At 36.2% G+C, this 25,257-nt stretch carries 27 protein-coding genes and 1 other annotated feature; of the genes, 19 read left to right on the forward strand and 8 right to left on the reverse strand.

All coding sequences use genetic code 11. The features are described 5' to 3' along the window. Positions 1-30: 30 nt before the first annotated feature. Positions 31-474, reverse strand: a complete 444-nt coding sequence (locus MKX31_RS25845; protein ID WP_000388758.1) for a DUF3978 family protein — start codon at positions 472-474, stop codon at positions 31-33. A 413-nt stretch (positions 475-887) separates the two neighbouring features. Here MKX31_RS25845 and MKX31_RS25850 point away from each other — a divergent pair, with 413 nt between their 5' ends. Then, on the forward strand, positions 888-1,502 hold the full coding sequence (locus MKX31_RS25850; protein ID WP_088047827.1) for a DedA family protein: 615 nt from the start codon (positions 888-890) through the stop codon (positions 1,500-1,502). 55 nt (positions 1,503-1,557) lie between these two features. Here the strand turns inward: MKX31_RS25850 and MKX31_RS25855 are convergent, their stop codons facing one another. Next, a complete protein-coding gene (locus MKX31_RS25855) occupies positions 1,558-2,349 on the reverse strand; it encodes a hypothetical protein (RefSeq protein ID WP_149173747.1) in 792 nt (263 codons plus the stop codon). A 164-nt stretch (positions 2,350-2,513) separates the two neighbouring features. Here MKX31_RS25855 and MKX31_RS25860 point away from each other — a divergent pair, with 164 nt between their 5' ends. The 4 genes from MKX31_RS25860 (at position 2,514) to MKX31_RS25875 (ending at position 4,764) form a co-directional block, all read left to right on the forward strand. Further along, entirely contained in the window at positions 2,514-2,735 is a 222-nt protein-coding gene (locus MKX31_RS25860) for a helix-turn-helix transcriptional regulator (protein ID WP_088047828.1), read from the forward strand. Next, positions 2,725-3,432, forward strand: coding sequence for a DUF3169 family protein (locus MKX31_RS25865; protein WP_142289384.1), 708 nt, complete (start codon positions 2,725-2,727; stop codon positions 3,430-3,432). Before MKX31_RS25860 ends, MKX31_RS25865 begins: the two co-directional genes overlap by 11 nt. 42 nt (positions 3,433-3,474) lie before the next feature. After that, on the forward strand, positions 3,475-4,527 hold the full coding sequence (locus MKX31_RS25870) for a site-2 protease family protein (RefSeq protein ID WP_064476333.1): 1,053 nt from the start codon (positions 3,475-3,477) through the stop codon (positions 4,525-4,527). 96 nt (positions 4,528-4,623) lie between these two features. Beyond that, positions 4,624-4,764, forward strand: coding sequence for a DUF3985 family protein (locus MKX31_RS25875; RefSeq protein ID WP_000404783.1), 141 nt, complete (start codon positions 4,624-4,626; stop codon positions 4,762-4,764). A gap of 246 nt (positions 4,765-5,010) precedes the next feature. Here MKX31_RS25875 and MKX31_RS25880 read toward each other — a convergent pair whose 3' ends face one another. Beyond that, entirely contained in the window at positions 5,011-5,397 is a 387-nt protein-coding gene (locus MKX31_RS25880) for a DUF3938 domain-containing protein (protein WP_001077775.1), read from the reverse strand. Positions 5,398-5,858: 461 nt separating this feature from the next. On the opposite strand from MKX31_RS25880, the gene MKX31_RS25885 reads away from it, so the two are divergent. After that, on the forward strand, positions 5,859-6,380 hold the full coding sequence (locus MKX31_RS25885) for a GNAT family N-acetyltransferase (RefSeq protein WP_064476258.1): 522 nt from the start codon (positions 5,859-5,861) through the stop codon (positions 6,378-6,380). Between the two features lie 110 nt (positions 6,381-6,490). On the opposite strand, the gene MKX31_RS25890 is transcribed toward MKX31_RS25885, so the two are convergent. After that, positions 6,491-7,384, reverse strand: a complete 894-nt coding sequence (locus MKX31_RS25890; RefSeq protein ID WP_000530035.1) for a YitT family protein — start codon at positions 7,382-7,384, stop codon at positions 6,491-6,493. A 276-nt stretch (positions 7,385-7,660) separates the two neighbouring features. Between MKX31_RS25890 and MKX31_RS25895 the strand changes: the two genes are divergently transcribed. The 3 genes from MKX31_RS25895 to MKX31_RS25905 all read left to right on the forward strand — a co-directional run bounded on the left by MKX31_RS25895 (position 7,661) and on the right by MKX31_RS25905 (position 9,701). Then, positions 7,661-7,945: a hypothetical protein gene (locus MKX31_RS25895; RefSeq protein ID WP_000394931.1), complete on the forward strand. Its 285-nt coding sequence runs from the start codon at positions 7,661-7,663 to the stop codon at positions 7,943-7,945. A gap of 28 nt (positions 7,946-7,973) precedes the next feature. Next, entirely contained in the window at positions 7,974-8,756 is a 783-nt protein-coding gene (gene yidC, locus MKX31_RS25900; RefSeq protein WP_064476259.1) for a membrane protein insertase YidC, read from the forward strand. 129 nt (positions 8,757-8,885) lie between these two features. Beyond that, positions 8,886-9,701, forward strand: coding sequence for a hypothetical protein (locus MKX31_RS25905; RefSeq protein WP_088047830.1), 816 nt, complete (start codon positions 8,886-8,888; stop codon positions 9,699-9,701). Positions 9,702-9,782: 81 nt separating this feature from the next. Here MKX31_RS25905 and MKX31_RS25910 read toward each other — a convergent pair whose 3' ends face one another. Next, a complete protein-coding gene (locus MKX31_RS25910) occupies positions 9,783-10,010 on the reverse strand; it encodes a hypothetical protein (RefSeq protein WP_064476261.1) in 228 nt (75 codons plus the stop codon). A 166-nt stretch (positions 10,011-10,176) separates the two neighbouring features. Further along, positions 10,177-10,413: a binding site (T-box leader), on the forward strand. A 65-nt stretch (positions 10,414-10,478) separates the two neighbouring features. On the opposite strand from MKX31_RS25910, the gene MKX31_RS25915 reads away from it, so the two are divergent. The 3 genes from MKX31_RS25915 to MKX31_RS25925 all read left to right on the forward strand — a co-directional run bounded on the left by MKX31_RS25915 (position 10,479) and on the right by MKX31_RS25925 (position 13,350). Beyond that, complete coding sequence (locus MKX31_RS25915; protein ID WP_098103571.1) at positions 10,479-11,795, forward strand: APC family permease; 1,317 nt, start codon at positions 10,479-10,481, stop codon at positions 11,793-11,795. Between the two features lie 105 nt (positions 11,796-11,900). After that, entirely contained in the window at positions 11,901-13,085 is a 1,185-nt protein-coding gene (locus tag MKX31_RS25920; RefSeq protein ID WP_098103575.1) for an MFS transporter, read from the forward strand. Between the two features lie 82 nt (positions 13,086-13,167). After that, entirely contained in the window at positions 13,168-13,350 is a 183-nt protein-coding gene (locus MKX31_RS25925; protein ID WP_340981691.1) for a hypothetical protein, read from the forward strand. Between the two features lie 27 nt (positions 13,351-13,377). Here MKX31_RS25925 and MKX31_RS25930 read toward each other — a convergent pair whose 3' ends face one another. Beyond that, on the reverse strand, positions 13,378-14,136 hold the full coding sequence (locus MKX31_RS25930) for a TrmB family transcriptional regulator (RefSeq protein ID WP_097817422.1): 759 nt from the start codon (positions 14,134-14,136) through the stop codon (positions 13,378-13,380). A 188-nt stretch (positions 14,137-14,324) separates the two neighbouring features. Between MKX31_RS25930 and MKX31_RS25935 the strand changes: the two genes are divergently transcribed. The 4 genes from MKX31_RS25935 (at position 14,325) to MKX31_RS25950 (ending at position 18,227) form a co-directional block, all read left to right on the forward strand. After that, complete coding sequence (locus tag MKX31_RS25935; RefSeq protein WP_103655026.1) at positions 14,325-16,325, forward strand: methyl-accepting chemotaxis protein; 2,001 nt, start codon at positions 14,325-14,327, stop codon at positions 16,323-16,325. A gap of 77 nt (positions 16,326-16,402) precedes the next feature. Continuing rightward, positions 16,403-16,705, forward strand: a complete 303-nt coding sequence (locus tag MKX31_RS25940) for an MTH1187 family thiamine-binding protein (RefSeq protein ID WP_001018862.1) — start codon at positions 16,403-16,405, stop codon at positions 16,703-16,705. Positions 16,706-16,753: 48 nt separating this feature from the next. Continuing rightward, positions 16,754-16,999 (forward strand): YusU family protein, encoded by a 246-nt coding sequence (locus MKX31_RS25945; RefSeq protein ID WP_001290592.1) that lies wholly within the window; start codon positions 16,754-16,756, stop codon positions 16,997-16,999. A gap of 310 nt (positions 17,000-17,309) precedes the next feature. Further along, positions 17,310-18,227: a proline dehydrogenase family protein gene (locus MKX31_RS25950; protein WP_000436767.1), complete on the forward strand. Its 918-nt coding sequence runs from the start codon at positions 17,310-17,312 to the stop codon at positions 18,225-18,227. A 22-nt stretch (positions 18,228-18,249) separates the two neighbouring features. Here MKX31_RS25950 and MKX31_RS25955 read toward each other — a convergent pair whose 3' ends face one another. Then, a complete protein-coding gene (locus tag MKX31_RS25955) occupies positions 18,250-19,089 on the reverse strand; it encodes a D-alanyl-D-alanine carboxypeptidase family protein (protein WP_064476265.1) in 840 nt (279 codons plus the stop codon). Positions 19,090-19,186: 97 nt separating this feature from the next. Continuing rightward, positions 19,187-19,333 carry a YuzL family protein gene (locus MKX31_RS25960; protein ID WP_001096344.1) on the reverse strand — a complete coding sequence of 49 codons (147 nt, stop codon included), beginning with the start codon at positions 19,331-19,333 and terminating at the stop codon, positions 19,187-19,189. A 237-nt stretch (positions 19,334-19,570) separates the two neighbouring features. On the opposite strand from MKX31_RS25960, the gene MKX31_RS25965 reads away from it, so the two are divergent. From MKX31_RS25965 to MKX31_RS25975, 3 genes are all read left to right on the forward strand, one after another. Then, a complete protein-coding gene (locus MKX31_RS25965; protein WP_064476266.1) occupies positions 19,571-21,952 on the forward strand; it encodes a 3-hydroxyacyl-CoA dehydrogenase/enoyl-CoA hydratase family protein in 2,382 nt (793 codons plus the stop codon). Between the two features lie 21 nt (positions 21,953-21,973). After that, positions 21,974-23,146, forward strand: coding sequence for an acetyl-CoA C-acetyltransferase (locus MKX31_RS25970; protein ID WP_064476267.1), 1,173 nt, complete (start codon positions 21,974-21,976; stop codon positions 23,144-23,146). 217 nt (positions 23,147-23,363) lie between these two features. Next, positions 23,364-25,148 (forward strand): acyl-CoA dehydrogenase family protein, encoded by a 1,785-nt coding sequence (locus MKX31_RS25975; RefSeq protein WP_000416287.1) that lies wholly within the window; start codon positions 23,364-23,366, stop codon positions 25,146-25,148. Positions 25,149-25,257: the final 109 nt, after the last annotated feature.

The raw sequence follows: 25,257 nt of genomic DNA on the forward strand, positions 1-25,257 counted from the left end.
TATATTCTCCTTTTTACTATTGTAATAGTCTTACATACAATGAATTTGCAATCCTCGTAATACTTTATTTACATTTTCATCTAATGTTTCAAAGAAGGTAGTAATCTTTGGATTTTGTTTGTTGTTTTTATCAATAAGTAATCTTTCATTTAGTAAAAGTTCACCATGCAGTCCAAAACTTTGAACTTGAATATTTAGCTCATCTTCAGTTTCAGAAATAATTGGTAAGAAGTAGTGGAAAGCTTTCGTTGGAATGATGTAACTTTTACCAATCATGCTTTCTTGATTTGAATTAATCCATTTTTTCGTAACAATCTTAATGTTCTTTTTTGAAACGATAAAAGACAGTGTTGTAGATTTTGTTAAACTTACGTCAAATTCACTTGTTTCACATATGTGTAAATTAAAAACGGTTTCATTTTGGTGAGATTCAACATTTGTATTAATAAAATCGTGCATTTTATAAGCTTCCATTTCTTATTCACCCTTTTTTTAATTTCGAAAAGCGACTTATATTTATTCAATTTAATGATTAGTAATATATTAGTTAAATTTTTCAACAAATTCCGCTATAATCTTACAATACGTATATGAAGCTAATATGAAGTTAGTATGAGTTTGTAGTGGTTTTTTATTGAGAACGAAATAAGGTGATTTTTAAGTGTTAAAAAATGGATGAAAAATGTATATTAAGGCCAGGTTTCTCACGGTATATATTTGTTAAGTTGTTTTTAAATGAACGTACATAGAAGTAAATAAAGAACAGAAAACTTTAGTGTGAGCCTTACAAAAATGTAATAAAAATGTAAGCTATTGTGATAGTTATTTCGACAATTTTTTTATACAATAATAGTAAGAAGTTGTACGTGATTGAAAGGAGAGATGACATGGAGTGGGTTCATGAATTATTTCAGCAGTACGGGTACTATGTTGTACTTGTTGGTTTGCTGTTAGAATATATTGCACTTCCGTTTCCGGGAGAGCCAACGTTAGCATATGCGGGGTTTTTAGCACAGAAGGGCGATTTAAGTTTACCGATTTTAATTATCTTATCCTTTATTGGGACAAGTGTAGGAATGACAATTCAATACTTTTTAGGAAATAAATTAGGTATGCCCTTTGTTCAAAAGTATGGGAAATACGTATTTTTAACACAAAGAAAAATCGACTTAACAAGAATGTGGTTTGATAAGTATGGATACTTCCTTATTTTTATCGGCTTCTTTATTCCTGGTGTACGTCATTTTACAGGATATTTTGCAGGAATTATTAACTTACCATTCCGTCGTTTTGCAATTACAATTTACTCAGGTGCTCTATTTTGGGTATCATTCTTCTTAATCGGTGGTTATTGGTTAGGTGGAAACTTACATGACATCTTTGGAGTGCTAGAAGATCATATCGGTAAAATCATTGTTGGAGTTATCGTTATCGTAGCAATTACGTTAGGTGTTCGTTTCCGCAAACAGTTAAAACGAGTATTGTTACAAAACGCAAGTTAATATGGAATCCATTCTATGTCAGAATTTAGGAAGGCAGTGCAAAAGCACTGCCTTTTTATTTTATATTCCAATCTATTCTCAACTTTCCTTTTAACTTATTGCCATTAACTATAATGTAATACGTTCCCGTCTTAATTGCTGCAAATTGGTATGTATTAGGACCGTTTGAAGCTAAATAATTTTCTTCCTCTTGAAACTCACTAGCCATTTTTACGGCTCCCATGTAGCCATCTGGATTTTCAGCTCGTGATTCAATGGTAAATTCTAATATGTCACCTCGTTTTAGTTCAATGGGGACTTTATGTTCACCACTAAAATGTTGAAAAGATGCTTCGAAAGAGTTTTCTGTTTTTGTTTCGACCCATTGTTCTTTTGATGTTCCAATCTTTCCTAGATCGATTAAGTTGATTGTGATAAATATAATAAGCATAATACCTGGCACGACATATTGTATCCACTTAAATTTTGTTGCTATAACTGCACATAAGTAGAAAAAAAGAGAACACACTGCTCCAATTGATCCGAGAAACAAGAACTGTATTAGACTAGCTTCTTTAAATATTAGGAATGGAAGAGAAAATAAATAGCCGCAAAAAATATAAAGGCATAATGTCTTCAGTCTTGTATATGTTTTTAATTTCAATTTATCGATGCAAATAGAACAAAAAATTGCATATGCCGCAAGAATAGGAACGAAGGGAACATATAGTAGTTCTCGTAATCCAGCTAAGAAACTATATAATGTTTGTTGACTAGTTGTTAAGAGAAGCGTGCTAATAAGTAATAATAATAATAAAGCTGCTGTAAGCTTAGTAAGAATGTAAGAAAAGGTAGATGTTTTCTTCATATGGAACCTCCTTTGTTTAATATTTCACATTCATTATATAAGTTATTTTCATCATAATACATCTTTATTTTTGTCAATTATTATAGTCGTAATGACAATTATAATTGACAAAGATAAGGATATTATTTACAATTTTAATTAAATAAATGAAAAAGAGGGAAGACATGAAGCTTCAAAATCGAGTGAGGGAATTGCGAGCAAAGTATCGTTTATCACAAGGGGATTTAGGGAAAGCGATAGGATCATCACGGCAAACGATTAGTTTAATTGAGCGCGGGGATTATGCACCATCTATCGTATTATCGTTAAAAATCGCACAAATTTTCAATGTACCGGTGGAGGAAATATTTACGTTAGTGGAGGGGGAAGAGGATGATGAAGAGTAAACGAAAAAAACAATTTGATTTTGTGGGGAAAATAGCATTAAGTATGATGGGTGGCTTTTTAACATCTTATATAGCTTTAAATTTACCCTCGGATGAACCGAGAAAATTATCATCTAATACATTTATAGGTGTATGTACTATTTTTGGAATCTTAATGATGTACTACACTTGGAAGAATACACGTATGTTAGCGGAGGCACGCGATGAAGAAGAGAGCGTACAAGGCAGAAAGTTAGGTATTATAAGTATATATTTACGTGTAGGTGATATAGTTACCCAGGCATGGTTTGTATATGCAGTTATTACATGTAGACGTGCACTGTTGCAGGATACAAATGTGTCATTTGCAGTGTGGAATTTAGTAGCTGCTATTGTCTGTTTGACTATTGTAGTGGTTATCGGGCTCATAACAAAAAATCGTTATAATAAGTTATATCCTGAACAAGGTGTAACATATATGGAATCTATGAAAATGTGGACGAAAAACGCAGATGAAGGATTAAAGCACATTGTGCATGAAGCTGGATATAAAGCGTATGAATTTACGAATACAATATTAGCATATGTATGGTGGGCTGCCGTTATATATACAGCGGCTAGTGATATCGATTTTGTATTAATTGGCTTAATCTCATTTATTTGGATATTGCATCTCGGAAAATTCATGTACGAGATGCAGAGAAAAATGATTTATTAAGGGGAGAAAAAGGTGGATATTTTAAGAAGGCCAGCTGGTTCTATGACGGTGGCGTTAGTTTTGTCCATTTTATACGGAGTAATCCGAACTGGAAAATTAGAAACAATGCTGAACATATGGGCATTATTGGCTATTTTTCTGTTAGTGGTAATCATTCATGAGTTAGGACATGTCATATTCGGCGTAATGGGTGGTTTGACATTTAAATTTATGACAGTAGGGCCTATTACTGTTCAAAAAGAGAAGGGGAAAGTACGTATTCGAGAAAATAAATTATGGGCGTACTTCGGAGGCGTGGCAATGTTAATACCGCCTTCTATAGTAACACCGAACCTTTCGAAAAAATGGGCATGGATGACTTTAGGTGGACCGATAACAAGTTTACTATTTGGTATTACTTTTGGTTACATATACATGGTAAGTTATTATCAATATCTGTTATATTTTTCTGTTTTCCATTTTATCATTTTTGCGGTTACAATCGTACCGATAAAAGGAACGCTTATGAGCGATGGTATGCAATTTCTTATTTTAATTAAAGATGATGAAAAGGCGAAGCAGCATGTATATAACATTCAAGTATCGAGTGAGTTATTTAGTTATAAGAGGCCGAAAGATTGGGACGAGAGATTAGTAAAACTTACCGAAGATAAAATAAAAGAACATAAAAGTATAAGAGAGATCATGAGCGGACTTATGCTTGTCTTCCTTGCCCGGTCGGATCAAAAGGGAATGGAAAGAGCGATACCATATATAGAACAAGTTGCCCAGCTCCCTGTAACGAAAGAAAATAAATATTTCGTTAGCAGTTTTCACAGTTGGTATCTTTTATATAAAGCTCTTTATGAGATGGATCGTCTTTCTCTGCAAGAAGCGAAGGTGCATGGGAAGGCCATTACAAAAATAGACCTACATGGGTATTATCGAGCACAAGCAATTGTTACATATGCAGAGAATGATTTAGAAGCTTCCCGTATGTATATGAAGAAAGCCGATAAAGAATTACAGAATGCTGAAAAGAATGAACTGGGATATTTACAATTAGAGAGAGAATGGTTTGAGCAGTTGAAAGAGAGGGTATCTTACGATGGGTAAGGTATCCTCTTTTTTCTATGTCGTCTTCTGCCGTTCCATAAAAAGTCTGGGGCGAGTAAAATAAGATTAGAAGAGCAAAGCTTGGAGGAATTCTAGATGGAAATTTTAACGATTATTTTAATAGTCTTGCTCATTTATGCTGTTTTTAAAGTAGCATATGTAGCATTAAAGATACTCGCGATCCTATTAGTTATCTTTTTAATCGTAGAGTTCGGCAGTAAATTGCTTGGGGGATAGGGTATATTGTACGCTTTGAATGTCGGTAAGTCGATATGTTGTGTCGAAGCGTCGATATAATGAAAAAATCGCCGATATAAGTGGAGAAATGATCGATATATTTGAAAAATCGTTGATATATTTTAGTGAATACTAAGTGGGGTATGTGGAAAAGAAGTTGCCATGAGGGTAGCTTCTTTTTATTTTGATAATGGGTATGAACAAGAAAGAATAACAAACAAAAAAGCTGGAAGATATTCTTCCAGCTTACGAGTTACTTTCAATTTGGCGACCGTTTTCTTCTTCATTGTCTTGTAAAAGGTTGAATACGTCTGCTAGGCAGAATGCAATGAACCAAGTCCATAGACCGTGGAAGAAAGCTGAGCTTAATTGAAGTGGTAATGTATAGTTAGTCATTGAGTAGGAAATACATCCGCCAACGATTCCGATCATTGTTAATAACATTGTTTTTTGTGCATTTTCTTCTGGATTGAAGAGGAAGTAAATGTATCCACCTAAAATTGAAGCGCTTACAAGCGTTTCGATTCCATTAAAAATGATATTCTCTCCAAGCTGAGTGTTTGTCCAGAAGCAGATTGTTCCGCCGATAATAGCAAACAGGACAGCTATTGTATATCTTATATATTGATTCATATGTTCATCTCCTTATGTAATAAGATGATTTGGAAGTCAAAAAGGTAGGTATAGTATATTGAAGTGAATTTTAGTTGTACGTATCTTTTTATAAAAAGATCATGGAAGAATAACTAAGATGATCGGTTTTTTAAACCGTTACGTGTATGGTGTTTGAAATATACCTGACTGCTCGTTTCTTTTTGCTTGTAAAAATAAGAGAAACTTCCAAGTCTATATACTCTTTTTTTGTGAGTCTGCTTTCATTATAACACATTTAGGGCCACAATAATAGAATTATCTGATTTTGTAATAAGTGTAAAAAATAAAAATCGCAAGGAAATACCACTAACAATGCAGTTTAGTGGAAGAAGGATTTTAATTTATTATGATGAAATATGTAATCAAGGTGAGATTTAAGAAGGAAGCTTACATACTATAAAAAATGTTTTGTAGCATGAATGTAAGGGAGGAGAGCTAACTTGGAGATCACAACAGAAAGATTAATAATTAGACCTTTTAAGAGTACTGATTTACAGGATGTATTTGCTATTTATAATAATGATGATACATGTAAGTTCCTATTACATAATAAGTGGACTCATGAAGACATGCAGAAAAAATTTAATAAGAAGCTAGCAAACAGTGTACTTACTGAAGAATCAATATTAAGTTTGGCAGTTATATACAAGGCTAAAGTAGTTGGTGATTTATCCGTATGGTACACAAATATGAAAGATACTGTTGAGATTGGTTATAGTTTTTCAAATGAAGTAGCTGGGAGAGGTTTGGCAACAGAAGCAGTAAGTAGTTTGGTATTTAAATTATTTAATGAATTTAATGTACACCGTATACAAGCTAACCTTGATGCACGTAATACTGCTTCAAAAAAATTGTGTGAACGAATAGGTATGAGAAAGGAAGCCCATTTCATACAAGATTTTTGGAATAAAAATGAATGGACAGATAGTTTTGTATATGGAATGCTATTCTCCGATTTGTAGTAATAAACTTCGTGATTTTATTATGCTAAAGGGTGCGTTAGTTGCATAACAAAGGGCATAACATATTATATATGACTAATATGTTATGCCCTTTCATGTATTAACCTTTTTTATATGCGTTTGAAACGGCCGACAATTTCAACTGTTTCAGTAATGTTCATGAATGCTTTGTTATCCACTTGACGGATAATACGTTTCATTTCGCCTAACTCATAGCGAGTCACGACAGTGTAAATCATTTTTTTCTTATGGTTTGTATAGCCGCCGACAGCATCTACCATTGTCACCCCGCGTATGCCGTGATGCAATAGTGCGCTTTTTATTTCCTCGCCTTTTTCTGTAACTGTCATTATCGTTAATTTAATATGTTTCGTATGCACAGCATCGATAACTTTGCTGACTACAAACCGGCTAATTAACGTATAAAGCGTAATATCCCATCCGAAAATAAATCCTGCTGCAACAAGTAAGATTAAGTTGAATCCAAAGATGATTGCTCCAATTGAAATATCTCGATGTTTCGCTACAATCAATCCAACAACATCAAAGCCACCTGTTGAAGAAGCAAATCGGAATATGATCCCTGAAGCTGCTCCACAGATTACACCACCGAATACAGAAGATAGTAAAATATCGTCTGAAACTTGGTGTACAGGGATAATGTTCATCGCTAACGATGATACAGCTACAAAGTACGCTGTTAAAAAGGTTGTCTTCTTGCCTAAGTAAAAGTGACTTAAAATAAGAAGAGGAATGTTTAGTAAAAAGATAAGTGCACCGATATTGTAGTGCATTAAATAACCGATAATCATCCCTACACCAGCGAATCCACCGCTAATCATGTTATGCGGGATAAAGAACATATTCATAGAAATTGCATACAAAATAGAGGCTACGAAAATAACAACCAACTGTATGATAAATTCTAAGTGGAATGTTTTAGCTGCTGGGAAGGATAAAAAGGCGGTGTCGGGAACGTAATCGGCGTCTCCTAGTTGACCCATAGTATGTTTCATCTCCATATTCATTTTTGATTACAAGAAGAGAATAAAGGTTTTTTCAAAAACTGGCAATAGTTTTATTATAATGCAAAAATTTTATAAATTTCTAACAAATTAAACCTATACAAGGATGCGTGTGAATATACTAAAGAAAGCGAATACATTAGTTTTTTAGCATAGTTTTCTTGAGAAAATATGCAAAATACTTTTTTGACGATAAAAGGAAATAGAGAATGTTTGTGGAATGTGCTAAAATGACCTTATTAAGGATGTGAAGCGATGGAATTTTTATTGCAGGATGCAATTCTATATATATCGTTTGTAACGACAGCACTTTGTTTATTAGAAGTTTTCTTCCTTGCTAATGTTTCTCGCTTTGTGCGTCAGCAAGCATCAAGCGGTAGACAAAGAGCTTTTAAACTAGTTAATACGTGTGAAGAGGGTACTGGTAATGTATCGCTTTTCTCTATTTTTTATAAATATGGAATGATTCGTTCTGTGCGCAGACAAGAATCCAGTGAAGAGAATGACGAGGTCGGTCCGTATACACCAATGTTTCGCTAAATAATTACGAAACATTGGAGGAATGAACATGTTAAAATCATACCGAGCTGTGCTCGTTAGTTTATCATTATTACTTGTTTTTGTTTTATCTGGTTGCAGTAATGCAGCCCCAATTGATGCACATAGTACGGGAATTTGGGATCATTATTTCGTATATCCAATCTCGTATATGATTCAATTTGTTGCTCATCATATACCAGGAGCTAGCTTCGGGATTGCTATCATTATTATGACGCTCGTTATTCGTTCAGCCATGATTCCATTAGCTGTTTCGCAATATCGTAGTCAAGCGAAAATGAAGAAAATGCAACCTGAACTGCAGAAGCTGAAACAAAAATACGGTGATGTGGGTAAAGATCTTGAAAAACAAAAGCAGTATCAAAAGGAAATGTCGGAACTAATGAAATCAGGCGGTTGGAATCCACTTGCTGGTTGCTGGCCAATCTTTATACAAATGCCGATTTTCTCTGCTTTGTATTATGCGATTAGCCGAACAGAAGAGATTCGCACATCTTCATTTTTATGGGTGAACTTAGGACATGCAGATCCTTATCATATATTACCGATTATCGCAGCGTTAACGACATTTATTCAGATGAAAGTTTTCCAATCTAATATTACACCTGGAGAACAAGTACAGATGCTGAAAATGCAGCAAATTATGATGCCGGCAATGATTCTATTTATGGGATTTGCGGCGCCATCAGGACTTGTGTTGTACTGGATAACGGGTAATTTATTTACAATGACACAAACAATTGTATTAAGAAGAATAATGGAACGTGAAGAATTACAATTACAAAAAGCTTAGAACAACACCGCTCGGGATGAGCGGTGTTTTTTGGTTAAGTCGTTAAGGAAATGTTAAGAAACCAACATTACTATAGGCATTGTATACGATAGTGTACATGCTTTAGAAATATGAAGGAGGAAATTTCCTATGAAGAAGAAAACAGTTGGGTATTTAGCGATTGCAGGTGCTTTATCATTCGGAATCATTGGAGGAGTCGGTATTCCGGCATTCGCGGCAACGAATACTCCAGCAGCTGAGCAGTCTACAAAAACGGCGAAAAAAGATTTGGATGACGCTACAAAACAAAAAGTAAAAACGATTATGGACGATACAAAGAAACAGTTGAAGGAGTTAGGTGTAAACCTTCCAGAGAAAGAAAAACGGAAAGATATGTTCGCTAACTTAGACGAAGCAACAAAAGAAAAAGCGAAATCAATCTTAGAACAAGAGAAATCCGGCAAACTAACACGTGAACAAGCGCAAGAAGAATTAACAAAACTAGGCGTGAAGTTTCCGGAAAAGGGTAAGCATGGAGATATGTTTGCTAACTTAGATGAAGCAACAAAAGAAAAAGCGAAATCAATCTTAGAACAAGAGAAATCCGGCAAACTAACACGTGAACAAGCAAAAGAAGAATTAACAAAGCTAGGTGTGAAATTCCCTGAGAAAGGTAAGCATAAAGACATGCTTGCTGACTTAGATGAAGCAACAAAAGAAAAAGCAAAGTCTATTTTCGAACAAGAAAAATCCGGGAAATTAACTCATGAGCAAGTAAAAGAAGAATTAACAAAGCTAGGTGTGAAACTTCCAGAGAAAGAGAAGCATGAAAACATGTTTGCGGGATTAGATGAGGCAACGAAAACAAAAGCAAAAGCGATTTTAGAAAATGAGAAGAAACAATTAGAGGCGTTGAATGTGGATCTTCCGCATCATAAGATTTTTATGAAAAAAGATGAGAAATAATTGAGTGAAGTCGTATCTTTCGTGTGGGCAACCGGAAGGTACGTGCGAGGACCGATTTCTGTTAGCAGAAATCGGTCCCTTTTAATGATTCAATAAAATTTTTTTCATTGTTAGTATGTATCCAAAGACGCAGTAGAAGATTGCAAAACCGATAAACACTTCTGTGTATTGGTATTTACCTAATACGTAGAAGGCAGCAGCTGGTATAATAGCTACCGCTAAAATGCTATAACCAGGATACTTGTGCCTGTACATGATAGCGAATAGAACAGAAAGAAACGTAGCGATGATACAAAAAACAGCAATCATTATTGGTGCACCTCCTATATAGATTGTACCATTTTTAGGGAATTAGAGAAGTGTCGTAACTTCTGTTATAATATAAGAAGAGAAATATTTCTTATGTTATATAAAAAAATATATTGATTTTTTCTAACAATTCAATATAATGAACAATAACTACAAAATTCGACATCAAGAAGTGATGATGAGGACATGATCAATTTTTTACGATTCTCAGAGAGGGAAGCCTTTGGCTGTGAGCTTCCTAATACGGAAAACTGGATTACCACCTCTGAACTGCAGCAGTGAACGGATACCTAGTAATTGCTTGCCGGCAAAAACCGTTATTTAGACTTGAGAAATTGGTGAAGTGTGTTACTTTGCGAATTGAAACAAGGGTGGAACCACGAATACAACACTCGTCCCTTTTTTAGGGAGGAGTGTTTTTTTATTTCATTTTTGCATCACACTAGAATTGGAAGGAGGATACGCAGCATGCATCATGATGAGAAGAACAAAATTGGTTTAACAGTAGCACTTTCTATCGTAGTAGGAACGATTATTGGATCTGGTGTGTTTATGAAACCAGGGAGCGTATTAGATTACTCAGGGAGTTCTAATATGGCTATTCTTGCTTGGGTAATTGGTGGACTATTGACGCTAGCCAGTGGTTTAACAGTAGCTGAAATTGGAGCGCAAATCCCGAAAAATGGTGGGTTGTATACGTATTTAGAGGAGATTTACGGAAGCTTTTGGGGATATTTATCAGGCTGGATGCAAACGATTGTTTATGGACCAGCTATTATTGGAACATTAGGATTGTACTTTAGTTCTTTAATGATTAATTTTTTCTATTTAGATAAAGTATGGAATTTACCAATTGCTATTGGAACAGTTGTGTTCCTTGGCGTTGTAAATAGTCTGGGAACAAAATACGGAGGTATCGTTCAAACAATCACGACAATTGGGAAAATGATTCCGATCGTATTAATTGTTGTACTAGGTTTTTGGAAAGGGAATAGCGATATCTTTAATGTAGTAGTGCCGATATCAGAAAATCAAAGTATCGGTATGGCAATTTTAGCAACATTATTTGCTTATGACGGCTGGATTCTACTTGCTTCGATTGGCGGAGAAATGAAGAATCCAACAAAGTTATTACCGAAAGCGATGACAGTTGGGATTTTAATTGTAACGGCTGCTTACGTACTAATTAACTTAGCGTTATTAAATGTATTACCAGCAGCGAAAATTGTAGACCTTGGAGAGAATGCAACAGCGACAGCTGCGGGCATGTTACTTGGAGAATATGGCGGAAAAATCATTAGTATCGGTATTATCGTTTCTATTTTCGGTTGTTTAAATGGAAAGATTTTAACGTTCCCACGTATTCCGATGTCGATGGCAGAGCGTGGACACCTTCCGTTTTCTAAGTTTATCGCAAAGGAAAGTCCAAGATTTAAAACACCAGCAAATGCGATTACTGTTGAAATCATTTTAGGAATTATTTTAATGATTATTAGTGATCCGAATAAGCTATCTGAGATTTCCGTATTCATTATTTATATTTTCTATGTAATGACGTTTATTGGTGTCTTCATTTTAAGAAAACGTAACAAGAATAAAGAGCGTGCATACAGTGTACCGTTATTCCCGATTGTACCAATCGTTGCGATTTCAGGATCATTGTTTGTACTTGGAAGTGCGATTATTAATGATCCGGTAAGTTGTTTCTTATCAATTGGAATTGTCTTTACTGGACTGCCGGTGTATTGGTATTTAAATAAGAAGAACAAAAATAGTGTTTCATAATTAGAAGGCAGGCGTATGATACGCCTGTTTTTTTACTGTAAAAAAATTGTACTTGTTTTCAATTTCTTTTTTGGTTACTATAGTCGTAGTAACCAAAAAGAAAGCGTGGGGAAAAACTTGAATTTTCGTGTGTATATTTTAGCTATCGCGGCTTTCGTAGTCGGAACGGTTGAGCTAATTATAGGAGGAACGCTCGATCTAGTTGCCAATGATTTAGGAGTATCTATTAGTGCAGCTGGTCAGCTTATAACAATATTTTCAGTAGTGTTTGCTTTATCAGGTCCGGTTTTATTAGCGGTAACTGGAAAATTTGAAAGAAAAAGATTATACATTGGGGCATTATCAATTTTTTTAATCGGAAATATTATTTCAGCATTTAGTGTGAATTACGGGATGTTAATGTTTTCAAGGGTTGTTTGTGCAGCGAGTGGTTCGCTTATTATTGCACTATCAGTAACACTTGCTTCTAGTGTTGTAGAACCGCATTTTCGTGCGCGTGCAATTGGAATTATTTTCATGGGGATTAGTGGATCGCTCGTACTTGGAGTACCACTTGGACTTGTACTAGGAAATGCATATGGATGGCGTGCACCATTTGTATTAATTTCGGTATTAACAGTTATAGCAATCGCTTGTATTTCATTATTCTTAACGAAAGTACCACCGACATCAGTGTTATCAATAAGAGAACAAATTGCTACGTTAAAAGATAAGAAAATCGTAAGTGCACAGTTAACATCATTTTTATTTTTAACGGGGCATTTAACACTATATGCATATTTAACACCATTTTTAAAAGATGTGATGCACGTGGAAGCGGATTGGATTAGTGTATTTTACTTCATTTTCGGAATTGCAGCGGTACTTGGAGGCGGTCTTGGGGGCTTGCTTGCTGATAAATGGGGATCGAAGAAAAGTATTATTTCCATCATTATTGTATTTGCATGTGCAATCTTTATATTACCAATGATGACATTCTCATTCCCGCTGTTCATTATTATGATGGGACTTTGGAGTATGCTGAGCTGGGCTATTTCGCCAGCGCAACAAAATTATTTAATTGAAATTGCGCCAGAATCAGCTGGTATTCAGCAAAGTTTAAATAATTCTGCCCTTCACTTAGGAATTGCACTCGGTTCAACAGTAGGCGGAGTTGTTATTGAAAAATCATCTGTTATATATAACGCTTGGGTAGGAGGCGGCTTTATTATATTAGCGCTGCTTTGTGCGATTTTCTCTATTACGAGAGGACGTTCTGCTCAGTTTGCGAAGGAAGAATCTATCGTTTGATAGGTTCTTTTTTTTATTTGTAAAAAATTGCAGGTTTTAGTAGGTATATGGAGAAAGTTGTATGCAGCGAGGTGATGGGTAAATGATGTTTAATTTCTCGATATTCGGTATAATACTTGCACTATTGCCGATAGTTGTAGTTGTTTTTGTATTAGGGTGGATTCGTGTCATCTATCAAAATTCAGAGAAACAAGTGGAGCAAAATGAGAAAATTATTGAGCTGTTGATGGAGATAAAGGAGCAAAATAAAAAGGAGTCTAGCTGAAGAACTAGACTCCTTTTTTGTATGCAATTAATACCGCAACTTCCGCAACAAACTTTTAATTTCCTCATCTTGCATGAAGAGATCCAGATGCTTCTCTGTAATTTTTGCAAGTGCAACGTCGTGATAGAAGAATTCTGTAAAGAACTTTACGAAAGGTTGTGACATTGTTTTCATCGCTTGCCATGACTCTTGCTCTACACCAGCAAATAAAATTTCGCGGTCGTCAACGATTAGCAGCAAGTAGCGTTCTAATGCATTAGGTTCTTCAGTTGGGATTAGAAAATGCATGTTTTCTAAGTCTGTTTCTACTTGTCCAACTATAAGGGACTCGAGTTTGACGCCTTGTTTTGCTTTTTCTTCTAATGAAGGAAGGTATTCTAAAAGAGTATCATTCCAAGCTGAAATGCGAATCGATTCTTTTGCACTTTCGATGAGTTCCTTACTTTGCACTCGAATAGAAGATTGCATTTTTAAGCTCCACACACGGTCATCTGTAAATGATTTTTTCGATATATTTGTTTCCAATTCTTTAATATTTGATTGGAATTCTGTTGTTAATTTTTCAATTGCTAGCTTGAGTGGTAAAGCTGTATACAGCTTTTTCTTTTCTGAAACAGAATCCATTACCATCCCTTTATCGATCAGGCGTGCTAGCACTTCATATATTTTTGCTTTTGGAACACCAGAGTGCTTCACAATCGTTGTAGCATCTAGTGGTTCGTTGCTTGATACGACAACTTCATAAGCTTGGCTTTCATATTGTGAGAAACCGAATTTTTGTAACATAGTTCCCTCCGAACGAATGAGATTATATAGCTTAAGGATAATGAACTATTTGTTTTTGCACAAGTGGTAGTAGGTTGTCTACTCAAATTGAGATGAGAATTAATTTCAATTTTTTAATTTTATCCATTATACTTAATATAGTGATTAATATGATTACAATACAACGAGAAGGGGATGCTTGGGGGAAGATGTTAAGAAGTTTACGTTTAAAAATTGCGGTAGTATTTTCGGTGCTTATTTCTATGATGTTTGTAATATTAGGTACAGCAATGTATCAATTACAGAAAGAGAAGGAAGTGCGCTCCTTAGACCAGTATTCTCAAAATACGATGGATCTTGTGACAGAGCAACTTACGACATTTGTTCAAAGAACGGATGAAGATATGGGATATTATGCGAACAGTGAGATGGTTCGTAATATACTTCAAGACGGTGTTACTCCAGAAGAAGAAGCCTTTTTGACGAAAGAGTTTTCGGAGTACAAAAAGAATCATCCTGGCATTTTAGACTTATATATTGGTACGAAAGATAAAAAAACATTAAGTGCCAATCTTGCTGAAGGTGGACAAGTGCCAGAAGGATATGATCCAACGACAAGATCATGGTATAAAGACTCAGAAGCTGATGTGAAAAAGGTTCACTGGGGACAACCTATGTATGAAATTGCAACAGGTAAGCTAAGCGTGGGAGTTTCTAAAGCAATTACAGCTCAAGATGGATCTGTATTAGGTGTTGTTGCGATGGATGTATCACTTGGAACAATTCAGAAATTACTTCATAATATTCAATACAATAATGGCGGAGAAATGTTTATTATAAATGATAAAAGTATGGCTCTTGTTTACCCAGAGAAAATAGGGAAAGATGTTTCGAAAGAGCCACTTGTGAAGAGTTTAAATAAAGAGGTAACAAAATATGCTGTCACTACATTAAAAGGTGAAGATGTAGTTGTTTATAGCCAGTCATTTGATTTGATGAAATGGAAAATAGGAATTTTTTATCCGAAAGAAACGATTGATGGGCTATTAAATAGTACGAGAAATACAGTCATTATAATGGCTTGTATTAGCTTATTAGTTGGAATCGCAGCTTCATACTTGTTCTCAAGAAGATTAGCAAGACCATTGCAACTATTAACGAATCACGTTCAAAAAGTAGCAGAAGGTGATTTAACGTTGCAAATGAAAGTGACAAGTAAGGATGAAGTTGGAGAACTGACGAACCACTTTAATCATATGGTTGAGCAAATGAATGAAATGGTAAGTAAAATTAAAAATAGTGTATCAACAGTGCAACAATCAACGAATAATCTACATTATTTAGCGAATGAAACTGTAGCAGCTAGTAGAGAAGTATCAGGTGCAATGGATGATGTGAGCGGAGGAGCGTCCACTCTTGCTAATAGTGTAGATGAAGTTTCAGAACAGCTCGAGAATATGGCGCAGTCAGTGGAACAAATGAATCACTCCGTTGGTGAAATAAAAGGTGTGGCTGGCAAAGCTGAAGAGGCATCTAAGCAAGGATTAAATACGATGCGTAATTTAGTTCGTACGAGGGGCCAATCATCATCGATTGTTGTTCATACAGAGGAAGCATCCGGAAAGTTAGAGCAAAGAGTTGGATCGATTCAAAATGTTGTAGAGCTTATAAAAGGTATTTCGGATCAAACGAATTTACTTGCTTTAAATGCTTCAATTGAGGCGGCACGTGCAGGGGAACAAGGTAAAGGCTTTGCTGTTGTGGCCGAAGAAGTTCGAAAGTTAGCGGAACAATCTAAAGAGGCGACAGGAGAAATCGCAACGATGATTGGCGATGTACAAGTAGAGGTAAGACGGGTTGTAGAAGTTGTAAGTAAATTAAAAGATATTGCAGATATACAAAATAAAGTTACGACAGAGGCAGAAACGGAATTCCGCACAATTATGTCAGTTGTAAATACGATTAGTACTTCAGTCGAACAAATTGTAGAAGAGGTACATAACATCGGTTATGAGCAAGGAGAAATTACAACGGTAATGCATACAATTGCTAGTACGAGTCAAGAAAGCGCAGCTGTTTCGGAAGAAGTAAATGCTGCAACTGAATCTCAAGTGAGTCATCTAGAAAAGGTAGCTCATACGATGGAAAGTTTGACGGAGCATATGAGAGACTTAGAAAGATTGGTTGAGCAGTTTAAAATAGAGGAATAACAAATTAGTAAAATGATGAGTATTTCGGTAAAATAGACAATGGATATATAAGAAGCAATTATAGGAGGAAGACTACTATGGCAATTGTTGACGTATCGATTATTCCAGTAGGAACGGGTAATCCAAGTGTTAGTGAATATGTAGCAGAAGTACAAAAGGTGCTAGAGAAAAATGCAGATCGCGTGAAGTATCAATTAACACCAATGAATACAGTAATTGAAGGAGATCTTCCTGTCATTCTAGAAGTAATTCAACAAATGCATGAAGTTCCATATACGAAAGGTGCACAGCGCGTTGCAACAACAATTCGTATCGATGATCGTCGTGATAAAGTAAGCACAATGGAGAAGAAATTAAACTCTGTTCGATCAAAATTATAAGAAAAAGCAGCGATTTTCGCTGCTTTTTTCATATAGGAGGTAAATAAAATGAGTGAAAAGTTTAACGAGCAATTTGACGGATTACTAGAGAAATACACGGAGTTATTACTGGGAGAGAGCAATGAAGAGAGAAAAGAACAGGTACAGAAGTGGGCCCTGTATTCTTATATTGCAAAGACGATGCCAGCTTTAGTGAAGCACTGGAATGAGACATATCCCGATGCAAAAGAAGAGATGGTACAGTTAATTACAGATATTAAAAAGCTGAATGAAGAGAAGAGAAATGAGCAATAAAAAACTTGAGGTAAATATAATCTCAAGTTTTCAGTATTAATATCCTTATATAATTTACATGGAATATAAAGGGTTTTATAAGCATGTCGAATATTTTCGACATGCTTATTTTGTGCCTAGTAAATTCGTTTTTTCTAAATGTCGAAAAATATTCCCTGCATATTTATAAGCGGAAATATAGGGTTTTAAATGTTTTTATAGTATTTTATAAATTATCTAAATAATTATTTGTATCCAATAATTTTAAACAGTGATATAATTTTGAAGAGGGGTAAAAAACAGATAAATCACAGTCATAGGGGTGAATTACATGGAACAATTAATGCGAAATTCGTTTCTTTTCTTGTCAAAAAATAAAGCGCTAACAAAACTGGCTAAAAAGTATGGTTTGCGCTTTGGTGCAGGTCGCTTCGTCGCAGGGGAGACGATTGAATTAGCGACAGCTGCAATTAAAGCATTAAATAAGCAAGGTCTTTGTGTAACAATCGATTATTTAGGTGAATTCGTTGATAACGAAGCGGAAGCAAATGAAATGGCTAGCGAATCGATTGAAGCGATTCGTGCAATTGGAAGAGAAGGTCTTAATTCGCAGCTTTCTTTAAAGATGACTTCTATGGGATTAGATATCTCTGATGAAATCGTAATGAACAATATGCGCCGTATTTTAGAAGCTGGAAAAGAAAATGGTGTGTTTATTACAATTGATATGGAAGACTATACGCGCTGCGGGAAAACAATTGAGATCTTTAAACAATTAAAATCTGAATACGATAATATTGGTACAGTTATTCAAGCTTACCTATATCGTACAGAAAAAGATATGGAAGAATTAAATGCTTATAGTCCTAATTTACGTCTTGTAAAAGGAGCTTATAAAGAGCCTGAAGAGGTAGCGTTCCCGGATAAGAAAGATGTAGATGATAACTATAAAAAAATTATTAAAATGCACTTATTAAATGGAAATTATACTGCAATTGCTTCACATGACGAAGCGATTATTGAATATACGAAAAAACTTGCCGAAGAACACAACATTCCAAGAGACCAATTTGAATTCCAGATGTTATATGGTATTCGTAATGAGCGTCAACTTGAGCTAGTAAAAGAAGGTTACAAAATGCGTGTTTACGTACCTTATGGAAACGACTGGTATGGCTACTTCATGCGTCGTCTAGCAGAGCGTCCAGCAAACGTTGCGTTCGTATTAAAAGGTATGGTTAAAAAATAACCAAGGAGAAAATACTCCTTGGTTATTTTAATTGCTGAAATGCGTAATGTGCCATTTTTTTCGTATCAGGATATAGTTGTGTGCGAGTAGAAGATAATACAACATTAATGACGCGTTTACCGTCTTTTTCATCCACTGTTACGACCGTATATTTTCCGAGTGCTGATAGACCGCTTTTACTTCCAATTGCATATGGATCGTCATATAGTTCTTCTCGTCCATAGTTTGCGATGTTTGGAGAGCGTTCTGAAGTATGTAGAGTTGTACGTGTTGAATTCATATATTCTAAAACAACTGGGTACTTTAATGCTTCTTTCGTAATCATAGCAATATCATATGGTGATACTTTATTTCCGAGTGCATCAGCACCACTTGCATTTTTGAAAGTCGCATGCTTTGTACCAAGTTCCTTCGCTCTTGCATTCATCATTTTTACAAATTCATTTTTTGATCCTGCGATATGTTCTGCGATAGATTCAGCGATTGGGTCTGCACTAATGATAAGCATAAGTTTTAATGCCTCATCACGCTTTAACTTTTCCCCAGCACGAAGTTTAATCTTCTTACTTTGACTTTCCGTTTTAATTGCGTTCTCTGTAACCGTAATTTCTTCATCTTCTTTTACATTCTCTAGTAAGAGTAAGGTAGTCATCATTTTCCCTATACTAGCGGGATAAGAGCGTTCGTCTTCCCGTTTTCCATACAAAATTTCACCTGTGTCTGCATCGATTGTAATGCCGTATTGCCCAGTAATGTTAGGTTGATCCGCTCTTACAGCTTGTTGCCTTTGTGCATAAGAGAAGAAAATCATCCCTGTAAATAGTGTAGCAATCATTACAATCATAACTATTGTTCGTTTCATCATCGTTCCCTCTTTTGTTTTCCATATGTACAAATAAATTGGGCAGAAAAAGCAGCCATTACCCATTATGCCACGTTTTCTGCCCAAAAATATACCGTTATTTTTCGCCCATATTATGCTTCTTATATTGTTGGTTATTACCTTGACGGCCCTTTTCCACACCGTGATTATGCGGACCTGCATTTCCCGTTACGCTTGCTGCGCTAATTCCAGCCTTTGAAGGGTTCTTCTTAAGTTTTGCCATATATATTCCTCCATTTTCGTCAGATTATAAAAAGGAAAAGTGTATTTGAGTGAAGAAAATACATATATATAGCATGGACAAATAAAAGAAAAATATTTATTTCAGAAAATTTTATCAATAAATATATTGCGAAAATTCAAACTGTATCATATATTTATTAGTAGAGGCTCACTCATTGATTGCGACTTATGTCGAAAAATTGAATGAGCATTCATTCAAGAATAGGGGGAGAATTGGATGTTCCAAATTAAAAAGGCTGCTGTTCTAGGTTCAGGCGTAATGGGTTCAGGGATTGCGGCACACTTAGCTAATATTGGTATTCCGACATTATTGCTTGATATTGTACCACCTGCGCTAACAAAAGAAGAGGAAGCGAAGGGACTTACATTAGAACATAAAAGTGTGAGAAATCGTTTTAGTAATACGGCTGTGCAAAAACTACTAAAGCAAAAACCAGCTCCTCTGACAGTGAAAGGAAATCTAGCACTGATCGAAGCAGGTAACTTAGAAGATGATCTTGAGCGTCTAGCTGATGTTGATTGGATTATTGAAGTAGTAGTTGAAAACTTAGATATTAAAAAGAAACTATTTGAAAAAGTAGATGCTGTTCGTAAAACGGGTTCTATTGTAAGCTCGAATACGTCAGGCATTTCAGTAGAAAAAATGGCAGAAGGTCGTTCAGACGACTTCCAGAAGCACTTCTTAGGCACACACTTTTTTAACCCACCACGATATTTAAAACTTCTAGAGGTAATACCGACGAAAGAAACAGATCCACAAGTATTAAGCTTCATGAAACTATTTGGCGAAGACGTTCTTGGAAAAGGCGTTGTTATCGCAAAAGACACACCAAACTTTATTGGAAACCGCATCGGTACGTACGGTTTATTAGTAACTCTTCAAGAGATGATAAAACGCGGCTATAGCATTGGGGAAGTTGATTCTGTAACAGGCCCACTTATTGGTCGTCCGAAGAGTGCAACATTCCGTACATTAGATGTTGTCGGTTTAGATACATTCGTACACGTTGCAAATAACGTATATGAAAACGTACAAGAAGAAGAGCGTGATGTATTTAAAGTACCAGCTTTCATGCATGACATGCTTGATAAAAAATGGCTTGGAAGCAAAACAGGTCAAGGCTTCTTCTTAAAACAAGGAAAAGAAATTTTAGAATTGAACCCTGAAACGATGGAGTACGAAGCTCGCAAAAAATTAAAAGCTGCATCTATCGAGTTAAGTAAACAAGAAAAAGGTTTATCGAATAAATTGAAAGCGCTTGTATACGCGAAAGACCGTGCAGGAGAGTTGTTATGGAACATCATTACACCGACTCTTTTATACTCTGCAAAACTTCATAAAGAAATTGCTGACGATATCGTTGCAATTGACCAAGCGATGAAGTGGGGCTTCGGCTGGGAGCAAGGACCATTTGAAGTTTGGGATGCAATTGGCGTTGAAAAGTCCGTTCAAAAGATGGAAGAAAACGGTGCAGTTGTTCCGACTTGGGTGAAAGAAATGGTAGAGAAAGGTTTCACTACTTTCTACAAACATGATAACGGAGATAGCTACTATTACGATAATGGCGAATATAAGCTAATCGAACGTAATAAAAAGGCAATTTCTCTTAAACAATTAAAAGCGAAAAATGGCGTATTAAAGAAAAATAGCGGAGCGAGCTTAATTGATTTAGGTGACGGCATCCTTTGCTTAGAATTCCATTCGAAGAGTAATGCAATTGGTATGGATATTACGCAAATGATTAACTACGCTGTTGATGAAGTAGAAAAGAATTATAAAGGTCTTGTTATCGGTAACCAATCGAAGAACTTCTGCGTTGGTGCGAACCTAGCAATGATCTTAATGGAAGCACAAGATGACAACTACTTTGAAATTGAGTGGGTTGTGAAAAACTTCCAAGATGCAATGACGAAAATTAAATACTCTTCTAAGCCGGTTGTAGCAGCACCATACGGTATGACGCTTGGCGGAGGTACAGAAGTTTGTTTACCAGCAGCTAGCATTCAAGCTTCTAGCGAAACGTATATGGGCTTAGTAGAAGTTGGTGTTGGCTTAATCCCTGGCGGAGGCGGTAATAAAGAGCTATACATTAAACACTTAAATAAAATGCCAAACGGTGTAGAGTTTGATCTGCAAAAAGTTGCGAATAAAGTATTCGAATCTGTAGCGATGGCGAAAGTTTCTACATCAGCACAAGAAGCTGTATCGAACAACTTCTTAGGCGATAAAGACGGTATTAGTGTGAATGGTGATCACTTACTATATGATGCGAAACAAAAAGCACTTTCTTTATATGAAGCAGGTTATAAAGCGCCGATTCGCAAAAAGATACCAGTTGTTGGTGAAACAGGATATGCAACACTTGTACTTGGTGCAGAAGCAATGCATTTATCAGGTTACATTTCTGAACATGATCTTCACATTGCGAAGAAACTTGCATATGTCATTGCGGGCGGAAAAGTGCCGTACGGAACAGAAGTTGATGAGCAGTATTTATTAGATGTAGAACGTGAAGCATTTATTAGCTTAGTAAGTGAGATGAAATCACAAGCAAGAATGCAGCACATGCTTGTAAAAGGAAAGCCATTACGTAACTAATAACGAGGGGAGATATCGTTCATGAGAGAAGCTGTCATTGTTGCGGGAGCAAGAACACCAATTGGAAAAGCAAAGAGGGGTTCATTAAAAACAGTTCGTCCTGACGATCTAGGGGCGTTAGTAGTAAAGGAAACGTTAAAGCGTGCGAATTATGAAGGACCAATCGACGATTTAATTTTCGGTTGTGCAATGCCAGAAGCAGAGCAAGGTTTAAATATGGCTCGTAATATCGGCGGACTAGCAGGACTTTCTTACGATGTTCCAGCTATTACAATTAACCGTTACTGTTCTTCAGGGTTACAAAGTATTGCTTACGGAGCGGAGCGTATTATGCTTGGTCACTCGGAAGCAGTATTATCAGGCGGAGCGGAATCAATGAGTTTAGTTCCGATGATGGGACACGTTGTTCGTCCAAATAGTCGCCTTGTTGAAGCAGCTCCAGAATATTATATGGGTATGGGACATACAGCAGAGCAAGTTGCTGTGAAATATGGAATTTCTCGTGAAGAACAAGATGCATTTGCAGTAAGAAGTCATCAACGTGCTGCGAATGCATTAGCTGCAGGGAACTTTGCTGATGAAACAGTATCTGTAGATGTAACGTTACGTACTGTTGGATCAAACAATAAACTGCAAGAAGAAACAATCATTTTCGCACAAGACGAAGGTGTAAGAGCAGAAACGTCGCTAGACATTTTAGGTAAATTACGTCCAGCATTTAACGTTCGCGGTTCTGTAACAGCTGGTAACTCTTCACAAATGAGTGACGGTGCAGCATCTGTACTATTAATGGATCGTGAAAAAGCAGTGAGTGATGGCATGAAACCACTTGCGAAATTCCGTTCATTTGCAGTAGCTGGCGTACCACCAGAAGTAATGGGAATCGGCCCAATTGCTGCAATTCCAAAAGCGTTAAAATTAGCTGGTTTAGAGCTATCTGATATTGGCTTATTCGAACTAAATGAAGCATTCGCTTCTCAATCGATCCAAGTTATTCGTGAGCTTGGTTTAGATGAAGAAAAAGTAAACGTAAACGGCGGTGCAATCGCACTTGGACATCCACTTGGCTGTACAGGAGCAAAACTAACACTATCTCTTATTCACGAAATGAAACGCCGCAACCAACAATTCGGTATCGTAACAATGTGTATCGGTGGCGGAATGGGAGCAGCGGGAGTGTTTGAATTACTATAAAAAGTGGAAGCGGCTCGTTCAGAATGTGAGGAAGAAGCGAAGCCACCGAACATTCTAGCCGCTGGAACTAGATTATAAAAAGTGGAAGTGGCTCGTTCAGAACGAGACGCCCATGCAAAGAATGGAAGCAACAAAGGTTTATAAAAAATAAAATTGAGAGCCAGCTTCTTTCAAAAAGAAAGGAGCGGCTTATGAAAATATGAAGGAGGAAATTTTCATGGAAAAAACAGTAGGAAATGCGGTTAAAGGCGGTAGCTTTTTAGTTGATGAGATTACGATTGATCAAGTGTTTACGCCAGAGGATTTTTCATCTGAGCATAAAATGATTGCAAAAACGACAGAGGACTTTATCGTAAATGAAGTTCTTCCAGAGCTTGAATATTTAGAGCAACACGAGTTTGATCGTTCTGTTCGCCTTTTAAAAGAAGCTGGGGAACTTGGTTTATTAGGCGCTGACGTACCAGAAGAGTACGGCGGAATTGGCCTTGATAAAGTAAGCTCAGCGTTAATCGCAGAGAAATTCTCTCGCGCTGGTGGTTTTGCAATTACTCACGGTGCTCACGTAGGTATCGGATCTTTACCAATCGTTTTATTTGGTAACGAAGAGCAAAAGAAAAAGTATTTACCATTACTTGCAACTGGTGAAAAATTAGCGGCATACGCATTAACAGAGCCAGGTTCAGGGTCTGATGCATTAGGTGCGAAAACAACTGCACGTTTAAATGCAGAAGGTACACATTACGTATTAAATGGTGAAAAACAATGGATTACAAACTCTGCATTCGCTGACGTATTTATCGTATACGCAAAAATTGATGGAGAGCACTTCTCTGCATTTATCGTAGAGAAAGAATATGCTGGCGTATCTACAAGCCCAGAAGAAAAGAAAATGGGTATTAAATGTTCTTCAACTCGTACGTTAATTTTAGAAGATGCATTAGTACCGAAAGAAAACTTACTTGGTGAAATCGGTAAAGGTCATATTATCGCGTTCAACATTTTAAATATCGGCCGTTATAAATTAGGTGTTGGTACAGTTGGATCTGCGAAACGTGCAGTAGAAATTTCAGCACAATATGCAAACCAACGTCAACAGTTCAAACAACCAATCGCTCGCTTCCCATTAATTCAAGAGAAACTTGCGAACATGGCAGCGAAAACATATGCAGCTGAAAGCTCTGTATACCGTACAGTAGGTTTATTCGAAAGCCGCATGAGCACATTATCTGAAGAGGAAGTAAAGGACGGTAAAGCAGTAGCAGCTTCTATCGCTGAATATGCAATCGAGTGCTCTTTAAATAAAGTATTCGGTTCTGAAGTACTAGATTATACAGTAGATGAAGGTGTTCAAATTCACGGTGGTTACGGATTTATGGCAGAGTACGAGATTGAAAGAATGTACCGCGATTCTCGTATTAACCGTATTTTCGAAGGAACGAACGAAATTAACCGCCTAATCGTACCAGGTACGTTCTTACGTAAAGCGATGAAAGGTGAATTACCACTTCTTCAAAAAGCACAAAAATTACAAGAAGAGTTAATGATGATGATGCCAGAAGAAGTAGGCGATGAGCCATTAGCACTTCAAAAATATTTAGTAACTAACGCGAAGAAAATCGGCTTAATGGTAGCTGGATTAGCTGCTCAAAAATACGGTAAAGCATTAGATAAAGAGCAAGAAATTCTTGTGAATATCGCTGATATCGTAAGCAACCTTTACGCAATGGAGTCAGCTGTTCTTCGTACAGAAAAAGCAATTAAAACAACTGGTCTTGAAAAGAATAAACAAAAAGTGTTATACACTGAAGTATTCTGTCAAGAAGCATTCAACGAAATCGAAGCAGATGCGAAAGAAACACTTATCGCAGTTGAAAACGGCGACATGCTGCGCATGATGTTATCATCATTACGTAAATTAACTCGCCACACACCACTTAACGTAATTCCGAAGAAGCGTGAAATTGCTGCGAAAATTTTAGAAGATGAGCGTTACACAGTTTAATAGGTGTAAAGAACAGTAGTCGTATAAACGGCTACTGTTCTTTTTTTTTTTTTTTGCAAAAATGAAAATTTTAGTGTCATAAAACTAATACCATTAGTATAATAAAACT

The sequence above is a fragment of the Bacillus sp. FSL M8-0063 genome, assembly GCF_038005545.1.
GTDB classification, from domain to species: Bacteria; Bacillota; Bacilli; order Bacillales; family Bacillaceae_G; genus Bacillus_A; species Bacillus_A wiedmannii.

Coding starts and splice junctions, on each gene's coding strand:
- MKX31_RS25845 (WP_000388758.1), bottom strand. CDS start 474: ATGGAAGCTTATAAAATGCACGATTTTATTAATACAAATGTTGAATCT.
- MKX31_RS25850 (WP_088047827.1), top strand. CDS start 888: ATGGAGTGGGTTCATGAATTATTTCAGCAGTACGGGTACTATGTTGTA.
- MKX31_RS25855 (WP_149173747.1), bottom strand. CDS start 2,349: ATGAAGAAAACATCTACCTTTTCTTACATTCTTACTAAGCTTACAGCA.
- MKX31_RS25860 (WP_088047828.1), top strand. CDS start 2,514: ATGAAGCTTCAAAATCGAGTGAGGGAATTGCGAGCAAAGTATCGTTTA.
- MKX31_RS25865 (WP_142289384.1), top strand. CDS start 2,725: ATGAAGAGTAAACGAAAAAAACAATTTGATTTTGTGGGGAAAATAGCA.
- MKX31_RS25870 (WP_064476333.1), top strand. CDS start 3,475: ATGACGGTGGCGTTAGTTTTGTCCATTTTATACGGAGTAATCCGAACT.
- MKX31_RS25875 (WP_000404783.1), top strand. CDS start 4,624: ATGGAAATTTTAACGATTATTTTAATAGTCTTGCTCATTTATGCTGTT.
- MKX31_RS25880 (WP_001077775.1), bottom strand. CDS start 5,397: ATGAATCAATATATAAGATATACAATAGCTGTCCTGTTTGCTATTATC.
- MKX31_RS25890 (WP_000530035.1), bottom strand. CDS start 7,384: ATGGGTCAACTAGGAGACGCCGATTACGTTCCCGACACCGCCTTTTTA.
- MKX31_RS25895 (WP_000394931.1), top strand. CDS start 7,661: ATGGAATTTTTATTGCAGGATGCAATTCTATATATATCGTTTGTAACG.
- yidC (WP_064476259.1), top strand. CDS start 7,974: ATGTTAAAATCATACCGAGCTGTGCTCGTTAGTTTATCATTATTACTT.
- MKX31_RS25905 (WP_088047830.1), top strand. CDS start 8,886: ATGAAGAAGAAAACAGTTGGGTATTTAGCGATTGCAGGTGCTTTATCA.
- MKX31_RS25910 (WP_064476261.1), bottom strand. CDS start 10,010: ATGATTGCTGTTTTTTGTATCATCGCTACGTTTCTTTCTGTTCTATTC.
- MKX31_RS25915 (WP_098103571.1), top strand. CDS start 10,479: ATGCATCATGATGAGAAGAACAAAATTGGTTTAACAGTAGCACTTTCT.
- MKX31_RS25925 (WP_340981691.1), top strand. CDS start 13,168: ATGATGTTTAATTTCTCGATATTCGGTATAATACTTGCACTATTGCCG.
- MKX31_RS25930 (WP_097817422.1), bottom strand. CDS start 14,136: ATGTTACAAAAATTCGGTTTCTCACAATATGAAAGCCAAGCTTATGAA.
- MKX31_RS25935 (WP_103655026.1), top strand. CDS start 14,325: ATGTTAAGAAGTTTACGTTTAAAAATTGCGGTAGTATTTTCGGTGCTT.
- MKX31_RS25940 (WP_001018862.1), top strand. CDS start 16,403: ATGGCAATTGTTGACGTATCGATTATTCCAGTAGGAACGGGTAATCCA.
- MKX31_RS25945 (WP_001290592.1), top strand. CDS start 16,754: ATGAGTGAAAAGTTTAACGAGCAATTTGACGGATTACTAGAGAAATAC.
- MKX31_RS25950 (WP_000436767.1), top strand. CDS start 17,310: ATGGAACAATTAATGCGAAATTCGTTTCTTTTCTTGTCAAAAAATAAA.
- MKX31_RS25955 (WP_064476265.1), bottom strand. CDS start 19,089: ATGAAACGAACAATAGTTATGATTGTAATGATTGCTACACTATTTACA.
- MKX31_RS25960 (WP_001096344.1), bottom strand. CDS start 19,333: ATGGCAAAACTTAAGAAGAACCCTTCAAAGGCTGGAATTAGCGCAGCA.
- MKX31_RS25965 (WP_064476266.1), top strand. CDS start 19,571: ATGTTCCAAATTAAAAAGGCTGCTGTTCTAGGTTCAGGCGTAATGGGT.
- MKX31_RS25970 (WP_064476267.1), top strand. CDS start 21,974: ATGAGAGAAGCTGTCATTGTTGCGGGAGCAAGAACACCAATTGGAAAA.
- MKX31_RS25975 (WP_000416287.1), top strand. CDS start 23,364: ATGGAAAAAACAGTAGGAAATGCGGTTAAAGGCGGTAGCTTTTTAGTT.